This is a genomic window from Mesorhizobium sp. ES1-4, from assembly GCF_020164745.1.
GTDB lineage: Bacteria > Pseudomonadota > Alphaproteobacteria > Rhizobiales > Rhizobiaceae > Mesorhizobium.
In genome coordinates this window covers 37,877-55,109 of sequence record NZ_JAIUGV010000009.1, presented here as the reverse complement: position 1 = coordinate 55,109, position 17,233 = coordinate 37,877, and the positions used below count along the sequence as shown (strand labels likewise).

14 protein-coding genes and 1 pseudogene are annotated in these 17,233 nt (G+C 63.9%); 8 read left to right on the top strand and 7 right to left on the bottom strand.

Annotated features, from left to right (window positions below; genetic code table 11):
* Positions 1-32: 32 nt before the first annotated feature.
* Positions 33-773, bottom strand: a complete 741-nt coding sequence (locus LB556_RS18335; RefSeq protein WP_224569150.1) for an SDR family oxidoreductase — start codon at positions 771-773, stop codon at positions 33-35.
* A gap of 103 nt (positions 774-876) precedes the next feature.
* Here LB556_RS18335 and LB556_RS18330 point away from each other — a divergent pair, with 103 nt between their 5' ends.
* The 4 genes from LB556_RS18330 (at position 877) to LB556_RS18315 (ending at position 6,428) form a co-directional block, all read left to right on the top strand.
* The gene (locus tag LB556_RS18330; RefSeq protein WP_224569149.1) at positions 877-1,770 is read left to right on the top strand and encodes a LysR family transcriptional regulator; all 894 of its coding nucleotides are present in this window, start codon (positions 877-879) and stop codon (positions 1,768-1,770) included.
* A gap of 402 nt (positions 1,771-2,172) precedes the next feature.
* Complete coding sequence (locus tag LB556_RS18325; protein ID WP_224569148.1) at positions 2,173-3,405, top strand: peptidoglycan-binding protein; 1,233 nt, start codon at positions 2,173-2,175, stop codon at positions 3,403-3,405.
* A gap of 132 nt (positions 3,406-3,537) precedes the next feature.
* Positions 3,538-5,196 carry an acyl-CoA synthetase gene (locus LB556_RS18320; RefSeq protein WP_224569147.1) on the top strand — a complete coding sequence of 553 codons (1,659 nt, stop codon included), beginning with the start codon at positions 3,538-3,540 and terminating at the stop codon, positions 5,194-5,196.
* A gap of 314 nt (positions 5,197-5,510) precedes the next feature.
* The gene (locus tag LB556_RS18315; RefSeq protein WP_224569146.1) at positions 5,511-6,428 is read left to right on the top strand and encodes an NADP-dependent oxidoreductase; all 918 of its coding nucleotides are present in this window, start codon (positions 5,511-5,513) and stop codon (positions 6,426-6,428) included.
* A gap of 39 nt (positions 6,429-6,467) precedes the next feature.
* Here the strand turns inward: LB556_RS18315 and LB556_RS18310 are convergent, their stop codons facing one another.
* Positions 6,468-6,713 (bottom strand): hypothetical protein, encoded by a 246-nt coding sequence (locus tag LB556_RS18310; RefSeq protein WP_224569145.1) that lies wholly within the window; start codon positions 6,711-6,713, stop codon positions 6,468-6,470.
* Positions 6,714-6,781: 68 nt separating this feature from the next.
* Between LB556_RS18310 and LB556_RS18305 the strand changes: the two genes are divergently transcribed.
* Positions 6,782-8,962 carry a putative bifunctional diguanylate cyclase/phosphodiesterase gene (locus tag LB556_RS18305; RefSeq protein WP_224569144.1) on the top strand — a complete coding sequence of 727 codons (2,181 nt, stop codon included), beginning with the start codon at positions 6,782-6,784 and terminating at the stop codon, positions 8,960-8,962.
* A gap of 250 nt (positions 8,963-9,212) precedes the next feature.
* Here the strand turns inward: LB556_RS18305 and LB556_RS18300 are convergent.
* The 5 genes and pseudogenes from LB556_RS18300 to LB556_RS18280 all read right to left on the bottom strand — a co-directional run.
* Positions 9,213-9,626, bottom strand: a pseudogene (locus LB556_RS18300) (LysR substrate-binding domain-containing protein); the annotation flags it as partial.
* Positions 9,627-9,822: 196 nt separating this feature from the next.
* Positions 9,823-10,956 (bottom strand): substrate-binding protein, encoded by a 1,134-nt coding sequence (locus LB556_RS18295; protein ID WP_224569143.1) that lies wholly within the window; start codon positions 10,954-10,956, stop codon positions 9,823-9,825.
* 89 nt (positions 10,957-11,045) lie between these two features.
* Entirely contained in the window at positions 11,046-11,318 is a 273-nt protein-coding gene (locus LB556_RS18290; RefSeq protein WP_224569142.1) for a hypothetical protein, read from the bottom strand.
* Between the two features lie 90 nt (positions 11,319-11,408).
* Positions 11,409-12,986 (bottom strand): HD domain-containing phosphohydrolase, encoded by a 1,578-nt coding sequence (locus LB556_RS18285; RefSeq protein WP_224569141.1) that lies wholly within the window; start codon positions 12,984-12,986, stop codon positions 11,409-11,411.
* 274 nt (positions 12,987-13,260) lie between these two features.
* A complete protein-coding gene (locus tag LB556_RS18280) occupies positions 13,261-14,151 on the bottom strand; it encodes a LysR family transcriptional regulator (protein ID WP_224569140.1) in 891 nt (296 codons plus the stop codon).
* Positions 14,152-14,359: 208 nt separating this feature from the next.
* On the opposite strand from LB556_RS18280, the gene LB556_RS18275 reads away from it, so the two are divergent.
* The 3 genes from LB556_RS18275 (at position 14,360) to LB556_RS18265 (ending at position 17,062) form a co-directional block, all read left to right on the top strand.
* The gene (locus LB556_RS18275) at positions 14,360-15,307 is read left to right on the top strand and encodes a DMT family transporter (protein ID WP_224569139.1); all 948 of its coding nucleotides are present in this window, start codon (positions 14,360-14,362) and stop codon (positions 15,305-15,307) included.
* Positions 15,308-15,358: 51 nt separating this feature from the next.
* Positions 15,359-16,081 carry a haloacid dehalogenase type II gene (locus LB556_RS18270; protein ID WP_224569138.1) on the top strand — a complete coding sequence of 241 codons (723 nt, stop codon included), beginning with the start codon at positions 15,359-15,361 and terminating at the stop codon, positions 16,079-16,081.
* Positions 16,082-16,177: 96 nt separating this feature from the next.
* A complete protein-coding gene (locus tag LB556_RS18265; protein ID WP_224569137.1) occupies positions 16,178-17,062 on the top strand; it encodes a hypothetical protein in 885 nt (294 codons plus the stop codon).
* Positions 17,063-17,233 lie beyond the last annotated feature (171 nt).

The window sequence follows — 17,233 nt, the reverse complement described above, 5'->3', positions numbered from 1 at the left end:
TTTCTGGATTTGGAGTGAAGCAGGCCGTCGCCTCAGATCGCGCCGCCATTGGCGCGGATCACTTGTCCGTTGACCCAGCCACCGTCCGGCCCGACCAGGAACGAGACCAGGCCGGCAATGTCGTCGGACTGGCCGAGCCGGCCGAGCGGGATCATCCTGGTGATCGCCTCGATCTGGGCCTCGCTCTTGCCGTCGAGGAACAGCGCCGTCTCGACCGGACCTGGCGCCACCGCGTTGACGGTCACGCCGCGCGCGCCAAGCTCCTTGGCCAGGATGTGCGTCATCGCCTCGACGGCCGCCTTGGTGGCGGCGTAGACGCCGTAGCCCGGCTGCAGAAAGCCGACGACGCTGCTGGAGAAGTTGATGATGCGGCCGCCCTCGCGAAGCCGCCGCGCGCCTTCGCGCATGCCACGGAACACACCGCCGAGATTGACCGCGACCTGCGCGTCGAACGAAGCGTCGTCGGTCGCAGCGATCGGCGACGTCTTCATGATGCCGGCATTGTTGACGAGGATATCGACGCCGCCGAACGCCTTCTCGCCGGCATCGAAAAGGCTGGCGATGCCGGCCGGATCGGCGATATCGGCCTGCACCGCGATTGCCTTGCCGCCATCCGCTTCGATCGCGCCGACAAGCGCTTCGGCGTCCGCGCGGCCCCGCGCATAGTTGACGACGACGGCCACGCCGTCGCGGGCGAGCCGCCGCGCGATCGCCGCGCCGATGCCCCTGGAGGCGCCGGTCACGATCGCCGCCCTGGTCTGCTGATTGGTCATGGAAGTCTCTCCGTGTTGCTGGTGACACGGATATAGGCCCGGCTGATCGCCGGATAATCAGCCGTCATTTGACATCACTATTCGGAAAATGCGAACAAACACCATGGATCGTCTGGATACGATGCGGCTCTTCGTTCGTGTTCTGGAGCGGCGCAGCTTCACCGCCGCCGCCGCCGATCTCGGCCTGCCGCGTTCAACCGCGACGGAGGCGGTCCGGCGGCTCGAAGAGCATCTCGGCGCACGGCTCCTGGAACGAACGACGCGGCAGGTGAACGCCACGCAGGACGGCGAGGCCTATTACCGGCGCTGCCTGTCGATCCTGGCCGAGATCGAGGATGCCGAGGCAGCCTTCCGCAACGCCGAGCCCTTCGGCCTGCTGCGCATCGACGCCAGCACGCTGCTCACCCGCACATTCCTGCTGCCGCGCCTGCCGGAGTTCCTTGTCCGCTTTCCCCGCATCGACCTGCAGATCGGCCAGGGCGACCGGCTGGTCGACCTCGTGCGCGAGGGCGTCGACTGTGTTGTCCGCGTCGGCGAGCCGCGCGACAGCGGCATGATCATGCGACGCCTGGCTGTCATCCGCGAGATGACCTGCGCCAGCCCTGCCTATCTCGAACGCCACGGCACGCCCACTTCCCCCGACGCGCTCGACGGCCACCAGGCGGTGGGCTTCGTTTCGTCGCGCACCGGCGAGGTGCTGCCCTTCGAGTTCACCGTCGGCGGCAAGACTGTTGAGGTGCGGCTGCCGGGCCGTGTCGCCGCCAACAATTCCGACACCGCCGCCGATCTGGCGCGGCTCGGGCTCGGCCTTATCCAGGCGCCGCGCTATCGCTTCGAGAAGGACCTCGCCGAGGGAAAGCTGGTCGAAGTGCTGGCCGGCTACCCGCCCTCGCCGACGCCGCTCACGGCGCTCTATCCGCAGAACCGGCAGCTCTCGCCGCGCCTGCGCGTCTTCCTCGACTGGGCGGCGCGCATCTTCGCCGAGGCGAATCTGTGAGCGGCCCCGCGATCCGGCCCCTGTCCGCCGCGCTCGGGCCGGCCAGGCGCTGCGCGGCGTGCCTCCTCTGCCGCGGCTTCGACCGACCCGACATCGAGGCGCCGCAAATGCAGCGGTCTTCATCACTATGAAGGGGGACGCGAGCCGGCGGCCGTGAGATGATGTCTGGCAAGGCAAACACACGCTTGCCCGAAACCCAGGCCGCAAAAGGCGGACCTAGTCAGGTCTGGTCGCCATGAGCAGATTGATGCTCCCGACGCTTGAGCGGCCTCACCCGTTCGGCCGTGGCATCGCCGAATACGGCCGCCGCCGTCACAGCCTGCGAAAGATGTTCAGAGACGCAAATCGGAGGCTGCGATGAAGCGCCTCTGCCTTATGCTTGGCTGTCTTCTGCTTGGTCTCTTGCCGGCCCGCAGCACTCTGGCGGCCGGCGCGGTCTTCTTCGGCGATGATGAGTCCTATGGTTGGTGCTCCGGCTACACAAGCAGAGAAGCCGCGCGCAAATGCGCGCTCGAGCAGTGCAAGGGAGCAGAAGGCGTCAATTGCCAACTGGCCTTGGAATGCCAGGGCGGATGGGGGGCGGTCGCCACGGGCGACAATGGCGGCTATGGCATAGCCTGTGAGGCCTCCATGGAGGTCAATGCGCGCATTCAGGCCCAATTGGCATGCACCTTCGCGGTGAAAGGCTTGTGCCACACGCAAACCACCTTCTCCGAGCGCAATCAGTCCATCGGCCAGGAGGACAACGCGCTGTTTGACCGCACGATTTTCGCGCAGGTCCTGCTGCTCAAGCTGGGTTACTACAAGGGCCGGATCGACGCCCACGCGGGATCGGACACAAAGAGCGCGTTGAGGTCGTTTCAAAGCCAGGCAGGCTTGCCGGTTACCGGCGAACCCGACGAGAAAACGCTCGACCAGCTAACGGCCAAGCTCGGCGGCGCCGGCGCGCTCGTGGCTGCCATCCTGGAGGGAAATCGCGATGTCGATACTTCGGACTGGCACATAAAGGCGGCAGCACCGCGCGCCGAGGCCGTGCAGCCATCGACGTCGCAGAACATACCGATCTCCCCGCTCGACTCATTCGGCGTGAACGAGGAGGCGCTGAACGGTGCCCTGTCGGAAGGCATCGGCAACATCAATGGCCAGACGGGCAATAATTTCAGTTTCCAGGGGACTTTCACCTGCGGCCGCCTGGCTGGCGACAGCAAGATCAGGTGCACGGCGACGGTGACCGATCCGGCCAGCCCGGAAGCGGATGTCGTCGATCTCTACCATGTCGACGGATCGGACGTATTCGCGCAAATGGAGGCGATGGCCGACAAGAGGTCGCGCGAGGAAGGCGGCGCCGACCATCTCGACAGGAAGTCGCAGGCGACGTTCACGACCAAGGATGGAGAAAAACGGGTGGTCGATTTCGGTTGCGTGCAGCACTTCGGAGACCGCGTCTCGCACGGCATCTGCTATATCGAAGTCACGAAGAGCATCGGCTTGATGACGACCGTGGCGCCGCCGTCGCCAAATCGCGATCCGGGCGGCGTGAAAGCCACGGACGAAGGAACAGCCGAAATGCAAAGAGCGTTCGATTTGTTGGGAGGGATGTCGCTCGCCCTGCTCGACGTTGCGTTGAAGAAGTAGGGACCCGTCCTAGCCCCGCCGACGCCCTCGACAACGAGATGGGGCGTCGATCGTTGCCCATCGGCGCCATGTGATGCCATTGTCACGGCGACAGTGCGCCATGCGAGGGGGCGCCGCCAGGGGAGGATTGCCTTGACCAGGATTGAAACCGGCTTGCCGCGCTATGACGATGCCGTCGCGGGCTTTCGCATCGAGGACGAGGTCGCCAGACTGCAAGGCGACCCTGCGACCGGCATCAACGCCTATGTCGAATGCTGCGGCCGGCACACCGGCCAGAACCGGCTGGCGCTGCGCGCCATCTCGGCCGCCGGTGAACTCAGCGAGTTCAGCTTCGAGGACCTGGACGACATGTCCGGTCGTGTCGGCAACCTGCTGAAGGAGCTGGGTGTCGGCCCCGGCGATGTCGTCGCCGGCATGCTGCCGCGCATTCCCGAACTGGTGGCGCTGATCCTCGGCACCTGGCGCATAGGCGCCGTCTACCAGCCGCTGTTCACTGCCTTCGGCCCGAAGGCCATCGAGCATCGCCTGGGCTATAGCGGCGCCAGGCTGGTGGCGACCAATCCGGCCAATCGCGGCAAGCTCGACGACATCGCGAGCCCTCCGCGGATCGCCACCATCCTCGGTGCGGGCGAGGCCCTGCCCCCGGGCGACATCGATTTCCGCGCCGCCCTCGCCGCCGCCTCCCCCAGCTGCGAGCCGGTGATGCGCAAGGGCGAAGACCTATTCATGATGATGTCGACCTCGGGCACCACGGGCCTGCCCAAGGGCGTGCCGGTGCCGCTCAATGCGCTCATGGCCTTCGGCGCCTACATGCGCGATGCGATCGGGCTGCGCCCCGACGACGTCTTCTGGAACATCGCCGATCCGGGCTGGGCCTATGGCCTCTATTACGCCATCACGGGACCCCTGCTGCTCGGCATCGCCACCAGCTTGAACGAGGGCGCCTTCACCGCCAGCAGCACCTATGACGTCATCGAGCGGCTCGGAGTCACCAGCCTCGCCGGCTCGCCCACCGCCTTCCGCCTGCTGCTCGCCGAGGGCCCTGACGCCGCCACGCGTGCAAAAGGCCGGCTGCGCGTGGTGAGCAGCGCCGGCGAGCCGCTCAACCCGGAAGTGATCCGCTGGTTCGACGCCCATCTCGCCGCGCCCATTCACGACCATTACGGCCAGACCGAGAACGGCATGATGGTCAACAATCACCATGGGCTTGCCCATCCCGTACGCATGGGCTCGGCCGGCTTTGCCATGCCGGGCTACCGCATGGTGGTGCTGGACGAGGCCGGCAACGAACTCGGCCCCAACCAGCCAGGCGTGCTTGCCGTCGACATCGCCAACTCGCCGCTGCGCTGGTTCGGCGGCTATCATCAGGCGGAAACGCCGGCCATTTCAGACGGCTACTACCGCACGGGCGACACGGTGGAATACGAACCGGACGGCTCGGTCTCCTTCATCGGCCGCGCCGACGACGTCATCACCTCGTCGGGCTACCGCATCGGCCCCTTCGACGTCGAAAGCGCGCTGATCGAACACCCCGCGGTCAACGAGGCGGCGGTGGTCGGCGTGCCCGATCCGCAGCGCACCGAAATCGTCAAGGCCTTCGTCATCCTGGCGCCCGCCTACAAGGGCAGCCCGGAACTGGCCGAGGAACTCGCCCAGCATGTCCGCAAACGCCTCTCGGCCCATGCCTATCCCCGCGAGATCGACTTCGTCGAGGAATTGCCGAAGACACCGAGCGGGAAGATCCAGCGGTTCTTGCTGCGGAAGGCGGAGGTCGAGAAGCGGAAGGGGTGAAGGGGGCGGCGAAGGCGGTGGCATCGATTGCAGGCGCTTGGCGGAGATATGTGAAGGACCGGAATCGGGCCGGCAGCGTACCGTCCGGATTTAGGGTAAGCTACGCAGAAAGCCTGTTAACCTTCTTCTGAGGCGCTTGAAGGGTTCATGACCCTGGATGGCTGATCAGCTTATGCCGGAGATTATGAGGGCGACGGACGTCGCCCCTGCCGGCGTACTACGCCACCCATGGCCCCTGGCATGAGACGTCGAACGGGCATTCCACCGCTGCAGGATTTCCACCAAAGAGACAAACGACAGAGGAGACAATTCCGATGAAAGCAATTGTGGTAACGGATCAGGCTGCGGGGACGGCTGGGATGAAGCTGGTGGAGCGGCCCGAGCCGCAGCCAGCGATAAACGACGTCGTCGTTCAGGTTCATGCGTCAGGATTCGTCCCGACTGAGATGGAGTGGCCTTCGACCTGGGCCGACCGCCGCGATCATGACCGGACACCATCGATCCCTGGACACGAACTGGCCGGAGTGGTCACCGTTCTAGGCTATGGCACGACGGGACTGTCCGTGGGGCAGCGGGTGTTCGGCCTCGCGGACTGGCATCGTGACGGCACGCTGGCGGAGTACGTAGCCATGGAAGCACGCAACCTCGCGCCACTTCCGGGCGACGTCGACTTCACGGTGGGCGCGAGCCTGCCAATCTCGGGCCTGACCGCGTGGCAGGGACTGTTTCAGCACGGCCGCCTCCAGGCGGGCCAGAGCGTCCTCGCTCACGGCGCGGCTGGCGCAGTCGGGTCGATGGTGACGCAACTCGCACGAGAGGCCGGAGCCTATGTCATCGGCACCGGACGTGCCGCCGACCGTCAGAAGGCGCTCGACTTCGGCGCAAATGAATTCGTCGATCTCGAGAACGACGCCCTGGAAGACATAGGCGGAGTCGATCTGGTGTTCGATGTCATCGGCGGCGACATTCAAAAGCGGTCCGCAGCCCTGATTCGGGCCGGAGGAACGCTGGTGACCGTCGTCGGCCCGGCCGAGGCGCGGCCTGCGGATGGCCTGGCCGTTGACTTCGTTGTCGAGTCCGATCGTGCCCAATTGAGTGAGATCGTCCAGCGGGTGCGGGACGGACGACTGCGGACGAACATCGGCAACGTTTCCGCCCTCGACGATGCCGTCGCCACGTTCAACGCGACCGAGCGACGCACGGGGAAGACGATCATCCGCGTTCGTCCGTGAGGACTTGGGACGGCGAACGGTTTCTGCTCTCCTCGTGGATCATCGTCGCCCCTTTTGGATCGTGACGATCATCTCGATCGTCGTCGCCTTTGCAATCTGACTGATCTCGCGCGTCATTGGCGTCGGCACAGAAATCACCGAGGAACTGCGGGCGAAGGTCGTCGAAATCGCGAAATGGCCGACAGTGCGCCCTTGATGCTTTTGGAACTCGCGCTGGCGGTCTCGCTGCTGCAGGCAGGCGTAGTACCTTTCCAGCGAGTCTTGCCTAAACTCTGGCCCGCTCAACGGTAAAACGGCAAATATAGACCGTCAGAGGTGAGTCATTCTTAAGATTTATAAGACATGGTTTTGGCGTGAATGAAATAACAGAAACTAACTTGAATGGGTCAAATGTGACGCCCTTCCGTTTCGGCAGGGGCGAGGCGGTGCTGCGCAATTTCGTAGAAAACGCAACGATCCCGACGTTCCTTTTCAATACTGACGGGGTGATAGTCTACGCCAATCGAGCCGGAAGCCATGTGCTTGGGTACGCGGCCGGCGAGTGTGTCGGTATCCATTTCACGGCAATAGTTCATCCCGACAACTTGGCGACGGCGCGCACGCAGACCGAAGATTTGATTACCGGTAAGATCCAGGGCTATCAGGCAGAGCGACGGTACATCCGCAAAGACGGCGAGACCATTTGGGCGCTGACTTCCGTGTCACTGATGCCTGGCGACGAGAATCAGGTTCGTTACCTCTCTGTGCAGGCAGTGGATATCGATCGCCGAAAGCGAGCTGAGGCGGCACTTACGAAAAGCGAGCGCCGCCTGCAAGTGGCGTTGGACACCTCCCAAATAGGCGTGTTTGAGGGGGACCTGGAAACTGGCGAGCTGTTTTGGGACGACAGGGCGCATGACATTTTTGGCATTCCGCGTGGGCGGAAATCCCTTCACGCCGCCGACTGGGAGAATGCCCTCCATCCCGAAGATGCTGCAAAGACCCTTGAGGCGATGTCACGCGCCATCGAGGAAAAGGGAACCTTCAACGCGAAATTCCGCATCATCAGGGCCGACGGTGAAATCCGCACTCTTAGGTCGCGCGCAACTTACTTTCAGGACGATGGCGCCACGCCAAAATTCATCGGCGCAAATTGGGACATCACCGACGAAGTCGCCTTGGAAGAGAGGCTCACGACGGCAAAGGCGCTTGCCGAGGCTCGCAACGTAGAACTGGAAGCCGCTAAGGCGCGGATCGAAACCCAGGCTCTCCATGATGCGCTGACCGGGCTCCCCAACCGGCGCTATCTCGACCAAATCTTGAACCAGTACCGCAACCGGTCGCGACTTCCAGGCGATAGCTTGGCATTGCTCCACATCGATCTGGACCGCTTCAAGCAGATTAACGACACACTGGGACACGCGGCCGGCGATGCCATGCTGGTTCACGTTGCCCGGCTTTTAAATGCCAAGGTCGCAGGGCAGCATTTCGTCGCGCGCGTCGGTGGCGACGAATTCGTCATAGCCTGTTTCAATGATGCAGACGTCCAAGGCCTCGCCGGTTTGGCCGATCAGATCATCGCCGAGATCGGACAGCCGGTGCCATACGAGGGGCACTTTTGCCGCTTAGGCGCAAGCATAGGGATTGCCCTCGAGACGGGCGCGGACATCGACACGCCTCGCGAGCTGATAAACGCCGACATAGCGCTCTATCGGGCTAAGGGTCGCGGCCGCAACCGCCATGAATTCTTTTCAAAGGCGCTGCAAAGTGAAATTGAAACGACCAAGCATATGGCCGATGAAATTCTCAGCGGTATCGAGCAGGGTGAATTCCACCCCTATTATCAGCCGCTCCTCAATGCAACTTCCCTCGATATCATTGGGGTCGAAGCACTTGTGCGCTGGCATCATCCCACGGAGGGCATCCTAAGCCCGATCCGGTTCCTCAGGATCGCCGAGGATCTCAATGTGTTGGCAGCGATTGATCGCAGCATCCTGCAGCAGGCAATGGTCGACCTCGACCAATGGCAATCCCAAGGCATCGCAGTGCCCTCGGTATCGGTCAATGTCTCGTTCCGACGTCTGAGCGATGATCGCCTAATTCCCGGCCTTCGCGAACTCAATATCAGGCCTGGTGCAATCTCTTTCGAATTCCTCGAGTCAATTTTCCTCGACGAACTTGACGATGGGGTCGCATGGAATATCGACGCACTCAGGGACATGGGCATAGGTATCGACATCGACGATTTTGGCACCGGCCATACATCAATCGTCAGCCTGCTCAAGCTCAGGCCGCGTCACTTTAAAATCGATCGCCAGCTCATCAACCCCATCGCACACATGCCGGAACAGCGGCGCCTGGTTGCCTCCATCATCGACATAGGACGGTCTCTTGGCATTAAAGTCGTCGCCGAGGGCGTCGAGACGATCGAGCAAGCCCGGATTCTGCAAGAATTGGGCTGCGACATTCTGCAGGGGTTCGCTTTCGCCCGGCCGATGCCTGCCGATCAACTGGTGGGCTGGATTGCAGGGGAAAAATGGCGAAAAGCCTCGTAGCCCGGTCCGTAGGTGCCGGGTGGGTTCGTCTTCCCGGGGGCTGCAAGTCGCGCAGGGTCGGTTGGACGTTAGCCCTCGTGGCGCGCAACCACGACCTCCAGCGTGGTGGCCGGCCATGCCTGCTTACAGGAAACGGCGAAGCTTATCTCAACGGCCGACAACAGGCGCAAAGCTGACATCCAGCATTGGTCCGCACATTGCGGAATGAGACCGAAATTTCGTCCTGCTCCAGAACTTCCGGCTCTCCCCCTCACACCGCGATCTGCAGCGTCCCGTGGCGCCTCACTTCTGTCTCTATCTCCCTCACCAGCGTCTCCAGCGCAGGATTGCGGGCGTTGCGGGCGCGGCGGATGATGTAGGCCAGGTCCGGAGGCTTGGGGAACTGTTTGTCGACGATCTCCATGCCGGCTTGCAGATGCCGCTGGCTGAGCAGCGCGACGCCGAGCCCGGAGGTCACGCCGGCGATGATGCCGGCGGCGCTCGAACATTCGAACACGATCTCGAACACCGTTCCCTCGTCCTGGCCGAGATCGAGCCCCCAACGGCGATAGAAGCAGTTGTCGTCGAAGGACAGGAACGGCACCGGGTCGCCTTTCGCCAGGGTCAGCTCGGGCGACTTCACCCAATGCAGGCTTTCGCGGAAGAGCAGGATGTCGGTCGGCCGCGGCGCGGCAACCAGGGGGTTGGCGACGGTTGTGCTTCAATGGTCGGCGTGAGATTGGTGGCAGGTAGCTGTCCATTGCGCCAAATGCGCTGCTTTATGGGTGGGATTGAGACAGTCACTGCGGGTTTGGTTGGGTGGCGAGGGCACGCAATTGGCCGCCCCCGCCATCTGTAAGAACCGGATTGACGCTGCTAAGTCACCCCACGGTGTCGAGGTAGAGTTCGCCGGTGAGCACGCGCTCGTTCGGATCGATAGGACCCAGGTTCTTCACCACCCGGAAGCGGCCGCGCTGCGCCTGGGCGATGTACATGTTCATGCGAACATGGTGTTGGCCGGGAACCATTTCGGCCGGGCCGCCCGGTCCCTCGCCGATCCGAGCATGATCGAGCGCGCGGATGACCGCGTCACGCTCCACCGTGCCGGCCTCGTTCACCGCCGCTTCCCACATCTTGATCGCCCGGTAATGGCCGGTGCAGCCGCTGCCTGCCGTCAACATCGCACTGCCGGGGAACCGGTCGCTGTATCGCCGCAGGAGCGCGCGGCCAAACGGATCGTCGAGCTCCTGATAATAGTCGAGGCAGCTGTACAGGCCCTCGATCTGCTCGAACGGGACAAGATTTAGGAAATTCTCGTCGAAATAGGTGCAGACAATCCGGCCGCCGCGCTTGCCGAAACCGGCCTTGTGCAGTTCTTCGAGGAAAGGCGTGAGGCCCGGCGGAACGATCGTGTTGAACACCACGTCGGCGCCGCTGGCCATGATCTGCTGCACCGTCCTTCGGAAATCGACGGTATCGAGCGGGAAATACTCCTCGCCGGCGATCTCGCCGCCATTGGCGCGCACCACCCGGCTCGCTGCCTTGTTCAAAATATGGGGCCAGATGTAGTCGGCCGACGGCAAATAGAACCGCTTTGCCCCGGTGCTCTTCATGAGCCATGGTATCAGCGGCTCGACCTGCTGCGCGGGCACCGGACCGGTGCAGAAGATCAAGGGGTCGTTCTCCTGTCCCTCATACTGCTCGGTGTAGATGTAGAGCGTCTTGCCGCGTGTGACCGCCTCGCTCTTGATGGCCAGGCGGGTCGAGCTGTAGATGCCGCCAACGACCAGGTCGACCTTGTCGACATCCACGAGTTTCGCGGCTCTTGCCTTGGCGGCGCTCTCGGTGGTCTCGCCATCCTCGATGATGAGCTTCACCGGCCGACCGAGGAGGCCGCCGCCAGCGTTGATGTCGTCGATAAGCATGGTCGTGAGGTTCGCGTTGGCAATCCCCATGAAGGACAAGGGGCCGGTGAGTTCGGCGATGAGGCCGATCTTGATGGGATTCTGGTTCATCTGATCTCTCCGATATTGTAATTTAGGGTTTCATCTCCGGGTTCGTCGGGCGCGCCGTCGCCGATGGCAGACGGCGCGCGAGCTCGGATTCAAGCCTCGTAGTGGCCGAGCAGCAGTGCGGCCTGCGGCTTGCCGACATGGCCTGCTTCTTGCAGGATCGCCGGCACTTCGGGATCCGACACAAAGTTCTTCCAACCCTCGGCGTCCCAGTCGAAGATCGCCCAGACGCGGTCGGTTTCGCTCGGGTCGCGGAACACGGTTGCGCCATTCGAGCCGTGCAGCCGGCGCTTGTCGGCGCCCTTGGTCGAAAAGATACGGATGAAGCGGTCGACGTCCGCCACCTTGGTCGTTGCGAGAAGCATGGGATTACCCTCCTGTCGGTCGCGGCCACCATTGGTCGTCGACAGGAGCACGATGCGCGCCCCGGAGCAGGCGCACATGGGGTGGATTCCCTATACCTGCGTTTCGCCCGGTCGGATGAGACTGTGCTCGACAGCATAGAGCACAGCGGCGGCGCGGGTGGTCACTCCGATCTTGGAATAGACGCTCTGGATATGGTGGTCGGCGGTTTTGGGCGAAATATCCAGCTTGCGTGCCGCCTCCTTCGCCGTAAGTCCGGCGGCTATCAGGCGCAGCACCTCGATCTCGCGCGACGTCATGCCGGCCAGCGGCCGGGGCGGCGCCCGGCGCGACGGCTGCCCGGCAAAGGACAGTACCGCCTCGGCGGCGTCGGGACAGATACAGCCCTCGCGAACGGCAGTGCGGAGCTGCGCCGCCGCCGCCTCGCTGGACATCGCTTTGCGGTGTGGACGCTCCTCCCGCGACGTCTGGAACGCCTCGGCAGCGGCCAGGATCCGAGCCGCCGGCGACAGGTCGGAGCCGCCGACCTTGCGGTGATAGCCCGAGCCGTCCAGGCGCTCGTGATGGCGAAGCACGAGCCCGGCCATCGCATCGCCGTCGCGGCCAAAGGAGGCGAGCGCCCGCTCGCCATAATATGCGTGCAGTTGCGCCGCGTCGCGCTCGCGAACCGACAGCGGACCGTTGCGCATCCAGGTCGCCACCGGCACCACGAGTTCGCCAATGTCATGGATACAGCCCGCCCAGCGCAGCGCTTGGACGTCAGTGGCCGGCAGCCCTGCTCTTGCTCCCCCGCCTTCGGCCAGTTCCGCAACCATCCGCGAATGGCCCAGCGTGAATGGCATGCGCATGTCGATCATGTCGGCAATGGCGAGGAACGCCTCGTCGCAAGCCGCTTCGTCCAGCATAACCGGAGGATTGGGTTCCAGCGCCAAAATCGTCTCACGGTCGACTGTCGTGCCGATGCCCTCCATCAACACCGCTGAGTTAGCGGAGACGAGACGGGCCAGACCCGCTTCGTAGGGGCCGTCTGCGCGGCTGGCGATGGTTTCGGCCATCCGGTCGATACCGGCGGCTTCGCTGAGCGCGATGGCATCCTGCGCCAGTGTGATCAGGCGTACGGCCGGCAGAACATCCTCGCCACTCGACCCGCGCGGCAGCCCCTTGCCATCCCAGCGTTCGTAGATCTGTCCAAGATTGCGCCGGATCTGGTCGGACAGGCCGAGCCGCTCGCCAATGCGCTGCGCGACCTCGCAATGAGCGGTGAGCACCGGGCGGGCCACGGCGAGCGCCTGCGACATCGCGGCCTCGATAGCCTTGGCCTGCGCGTCAGGGTCGAGATCATAGTAGAGCCGCTTGAAGGACTGTACGAAGACCCTGCCCAGTTCCGCTCGGTCGCCCATGTCGAGACCGACGAGATCCTGGCGGAGCGCGATTTCATCGCCGAAGGTGGCCGACAGAAGGTCGGTGTCGGCATTGCAACCGACATAGCGCAGCATGGACTGGTGGTAGGCGTTGCGCCGGACCTGCTCTGAAAGGCCGGCCAGCTCGGCGATCCGCATCGCAAGCACGCAGGATTTCAGCGCGAAGTCGCGTGAATGGCCGGTGGCGAGGTCCGAAGCATAGGCCAGGACCATCATAAAGTCCGCCCGGCGTATCGAAACCCTTGTCATCGCCCACCTCCCCTGCGCAACGTTAGCCCCGCTTGTCGTTAATACCTAGGAGAAAACCCCAAGCCCGACACGAAAGCGCGCGGGCGTCGCTCCGCGCGAGGGCTTTCACGCAACCCCCGAGCTTCGGGAGTTGACACGCAGCGATGTCTGTCGTGGTGGTAACCGGCGGGATGACCAACATGAAGGCGCAAAACAGGCGTCCGGCATTGGCCGGCAAGCACAGAAAGAACGAGGCTCCGCAGAACATTCCAAAACCGCTTGGCCGCTGCCCCCCTCACACCGCGATCTGCAGTGTCCCGTGGCGCCTCACCTCGGTCTCTATCTCCCTCACCAGCGTCTCCAGCGCGGGATTGCGGGCGTTGCGGGCGCGGCGGATGATGTAGGCCAGGTCCGGAGGCTTGGGGAACTGTTTGTCGACGATCTCCATGCCGGCTTGCAGATGCCGCTGGCTGAGCAGCGCGACGCCGAGCCCGGAGGTTACGCCGGCGATGATGCCGGCGGCGCTCGAACATTCGAACACGATCTCGAACACCGTTCCCTCGTCCTGGCCGAGATCGAGCCCCCAACGGCGATAGAAGCAGTTGTCGTCGAAGGACAGGAACGGCACCGGGTCGCCTTTCGCCAGGGTCAGCTCGGGCGACTTCACCCAATGCAGGCTTTCGCGGAAGAGCAGGATGTCGGTCGGCCGAACCTCGTGCTGGAACACCTGGATGATCGCCGCGTCGAGCGCCCCCTCGCCCAAGAGCTTCTGCAAGGCAAGGCTCATGCGCACCTGCGTGCGCACGCTCACCTCGGGGTGGAGCCGGCGAAACCGGCCAAGAATGCGCGACAGGTCCGTGCAGGTCGTATCCTCGGTCATCCCCAACGCGATCTTGCCTTGCAGCGTGCTTTTCGACAGGCTCAGGATCGCCTCGTCATGGATGCCCAGGATGCGCCTGGCATAGCCCAGCAGGTCCTGCCCCGAACTGGTGAACATCGGCGCATTTGCCTTGCGGCTGAGGATTTCGCAGTCGAGGCTCGCTTCCAGTCGCCTGATCTTGTGGCTGACGGCCGACTGCGACAGGCCGAGCGTCTCGGCCGCGCGCGTGACGCCGCCATGTTTCTCGATCGCCACCATCGCCCGCAGGGCATCGACATCCAGGCGGCGGCTCATCACTCCAGCCATGACAATCCTCGTTTGAAACGAAAGCGATGCTCCAGATCCTGGCGCGGAACCGGGTCGCAGGCAAATAGTGATGCCGTATTTAGTGGCCGTTTCATGGTTACATCGAAATTTGTCATGTGCAAAGGCGCGTTCATGCCGCCATAAAACCGCACCCGGGATCGACCGTGATCCGCCTGGTGCCCCGGCACCGCTTCGACGAAGAGACCGCATGACGCTCCCGCAACATCAGCCCCATCGCCTGGTCTGGCCGCTGATGGCGGCCGCCCTGGTCGTCAGCTGGAGTTCCGGCTTCGTCGGCATCCGCTACGCCAGCGAGAGCGCCGGCGTCATGCTGGTCCTGTTCTGGCGGACCTTGATGTCGGGACTGGTACTTCTGCCCTTCGCGCTCATGGTCGGGCCGCGCATCGGCGCGCGCGCCTTGATACAGCAGATGGCGTTCGGCGTGGCGATGATGTTCCTTTATCTCGGCGGCTTCGCGCTTGCCATCGGCCAGCGCGTGCCGACCGGCCTTGTCGCGCTGATCTCGGATCTCGTCCCCCTCGCCATCGCGGCACTTTCGCGGCCCATTCTGGGCCACCGGCTGACAGCGAGGCAATGGACCGGGACGGCTCTCGGGGTGCTGGGCGTGCTGATCGTCTCGCTGAACAGCCTCAGCCTCGGGACCGCGCCGGCCTGGGCCTATATGGTCACCATCGCTGCGATGATGGTCTTCGCCCTGGCGACCGTGCTGCAGAAACGGATGGGGACGATCGACATGCCCATCCACCAGAGCCTGTGCATCCAATGCCTGACGGCAGCGTTGCTTTTTGCCGTTTGCGCCGGGTGGGATGGCGGGCTGATGCCGCCCCTCGATGGCCGGTTCGAGTTCGGCATCGCCTGGCTGGTGTTGTTTTCGACCTTATTCTGCTACGGCGTCTACTATTTGAGCCTGCGACTCCACAGCGCCGCGCAGGTCAGCAGTGTGATCTACCTCAGCCCGCCGGTAACCATGCTGTGGGCCTGGCTGCTCTTCGGCGAGCCGCTTTCGGCGGCGATGTTCCTCGGCCTCGCGGTGACACTGTTCGGCGTTTGGCTGACATCGCCGCGCGGCGCGGCATCGAGGGGCAAGGCAGGTCCGCGCCCGGTCGGGCTGCCCGCGGGGCAAGCGGCCGAGTGATAGCGCTTCACCAGACGCCAACCCAACCATCCACCCCAAGGAGTGAACCCCATGAAGCTGACTGATTTCAAGGCCCTGACCTTCGACTGCTACGGCACGCTGATAGATTGGGAATCCGGCATGATCGAAGCCCTGAAGCCGCTGACCGGGCGGGTTGGCCGCGGCCTGAGCCGCGATGAGATCCTGCAGGCGCATGCAAGGCACGAATCCAGCCAGCAGAGCTGGACGCCGCAAAAATGCTACCGCGACCTCCTGGCTGTCGTCTACAGGCGGCTCGCCGAGGAATGGGGCGTGGTGGCCACGCATGAGGAATGCATCGCCTATGGCCAAAGCGTGAAGGACTGGCCGGCCTTTGCCGATACAGCCGCCGCCTTGCAATACCTCAAGCAGCACTACCAGCTGGTCATCCTCTCCAACGTCGACAACACGAGCTTCTCCTTCAGCAACAGGAAACTCGGCGTCGATTTCGATGCGATCTACACGGCGCAGGACATCGGCTCCTATAAGCCGTCGCGCCGGAATTTCGACTACATGCTCGAAAAGCTGGCGACGCTCGGGATTGGCGACAAGGAGGTCCTGCACACGGCCGAAAGCCTGTTCCACGATCACGCCGTGGCCAACCGGCTTGGGCTCGCATCGTGCTGGATCCACCGCCGGCACGCCGACCAGGGTTTTGGCGCCACCATGCATCCCGGCGACATGCCGAAGGTGGATTTCCGCTTCGACAGCATGGCCGACCTCGTGAGGGCGCATAAGGAGGAACTGCGCGCCTGACGGCGCCCCGCATGGCTGCAACGCTTCGCCAGGACTTCACCCGCCGCACATTCGCCACCAAGCCACGCGAAGAGCTTGCGAAACGGAGGTTCCACGATGCGTCTGGCCTGGACTTTGGTATTGGCGCTGGCGAGCGGTGCGGCCCATGCGGCTTCACCGGAGGACGACTACATCGCCGCGCGCGACAAGGCGATAGCGGCGATCGCCGCGATGGAAAACGCGAACGCTCCCGTCGAAACACTCGATGCGGCCAATGAAAAGGCCCGCGCCGATCTCGAAAAGCGCCTTTCCACGCTTCTGGGGCCTTTCACCGTCAAGGATTTTCCGGCGGCCGGCACCATCAACATCGAAAGCCTCAGTTCCTCCGATGTCGGCTTCGGCATGCTGGACGGACTTCGCCACGGCACCGAGGACGGCCCCAGCATCGTGGCGTCGACGCGCGGGCTGGTCGAGCGCTGGCTGCAATCCCGCGCCGCCGAGACCGACGCCGATCTCAAACTGCCAACCAGCTTCGACGCGGCGCTGAAGCTCGATGCCTTCTACACCCAGGCCATCGGTAGCGACGCCGCTTTCACCAGCACGCTCGACTTCACGCTGAAGGCGCCTGACGGCGCCGACATGGCGATCGCCCGCCTTGGCGGCTGGGCACAGGATGTCGGCCCGAACTACGACCAGGAGGTCGTCGTAACGCTCGTCAAGGGCAACAGCGTCATGATCGCCGAGGCGCCCGCGATGCCCCCCGTCCCGAGGATCGCGGCCTGCGACGCGGTGTGGACAGAAGCCGACGACGCCGCCCAGAAACTGACCAAGCAAGCCACCGACGGCAGCGACGAAAACACATCCGATGCCGCCGACGCGGTCTGGGCAAAAGGCGACAGCGACTTCCGCGCCTGCATGGGCAAGAACCTGCCTGACAGCCCCGTCTTCCCCGCGCTGCTTGCCCAGGCGCAGACGCTGGCGGATCATATGGCCGGCAAATAAGCGACTGGGGACGGGCGCGGCGCTAACGCTGCCGATCTCCTCACCTGTGGGGGAGATTGGCTGCTTCGCCGATTCCGACCCCCTTGCGGCCAATGCACCCCGTTACGATATTGTCGGCGCGCTGGCCTTGCTGAACGCGGTTGCCAGCACGGTTGAAAATGGTTGAAAGGA

Excerpts from the sequence above, each read along its gene's own strand:
- LB556_RS18270 (WP_224569138.1), top strand. The coding sequence starts at position 15,359 with ATGAAGCTGACTGATTTCAAGGCCCTGACCTTCGACTGCTACGGCACG.
- LB556_RS18280 (WP_224569140.1), bottom strand. The coding sequence starts at position 14,151 with ATGGCTGGAGTGATGAGCCGCCGCCTGGATGTCGATGCCCTGCGGGCG.
- LB556_RS18285 (WP_224569141.1), bottom strand. The coding sequence starts at position 12,986 with ATGACAAGGGTTTCGATACGCCGGGCGGACTTTATGATGGTCCTGGCC.
- LB556_RS18330 (WP_224569149.1), top strand. The coding sequence starts at position 877 with ATGGATCGTCTGGATACGATGCGGCTCTTCGTTCGTGTTCTGGAGCGG.
- LB556_RS18265 (WP_224569137.1), top strand. The coding sequence starts at position 16,178 with ATGCGTCTGGCCTGGACTTTGGTATTGGCGCTGGCGAGCGGTGCGGCC.
- LB556_RS18295 (WP_224569143.1), bottom strand. The coding sequence starts at position 10,956 with ATGAACCAGAATCCCATCAAGATCGGCCTCATCGCCGAACTCACCGGC.
- LB556_RS18315 (WP_224569146.1), top strand. The coding sequence starts at position 5,511 with ATGAAAGCAATTGTGGTAACGGATCAGGCTGCGGGGACGGCTGGGATG.
- LB556_RS18335 (WP_224569150.1), bottom strand. The coding sequence starts at position 773 with ATGACCAATCAGCAGACCAGGGCGGCGATCGTGACCGGCGCCTCCAGG.
- LB556_RS18275 (WP_224569139.1), top strand. The coding sequence starts at position 14,360 with ATGACGCTCCCGCAACATCAGCCCCATCGCCTGGTCTGGCCGCTGATG.
- LB556_RS18290 (WP_224569142.1), bottom strand. The coding sequence starts at position 11,318 with ATGCTTCTCGCAACGACCAAGGTGGCGGACGTCGACCGCTTCATCCGT.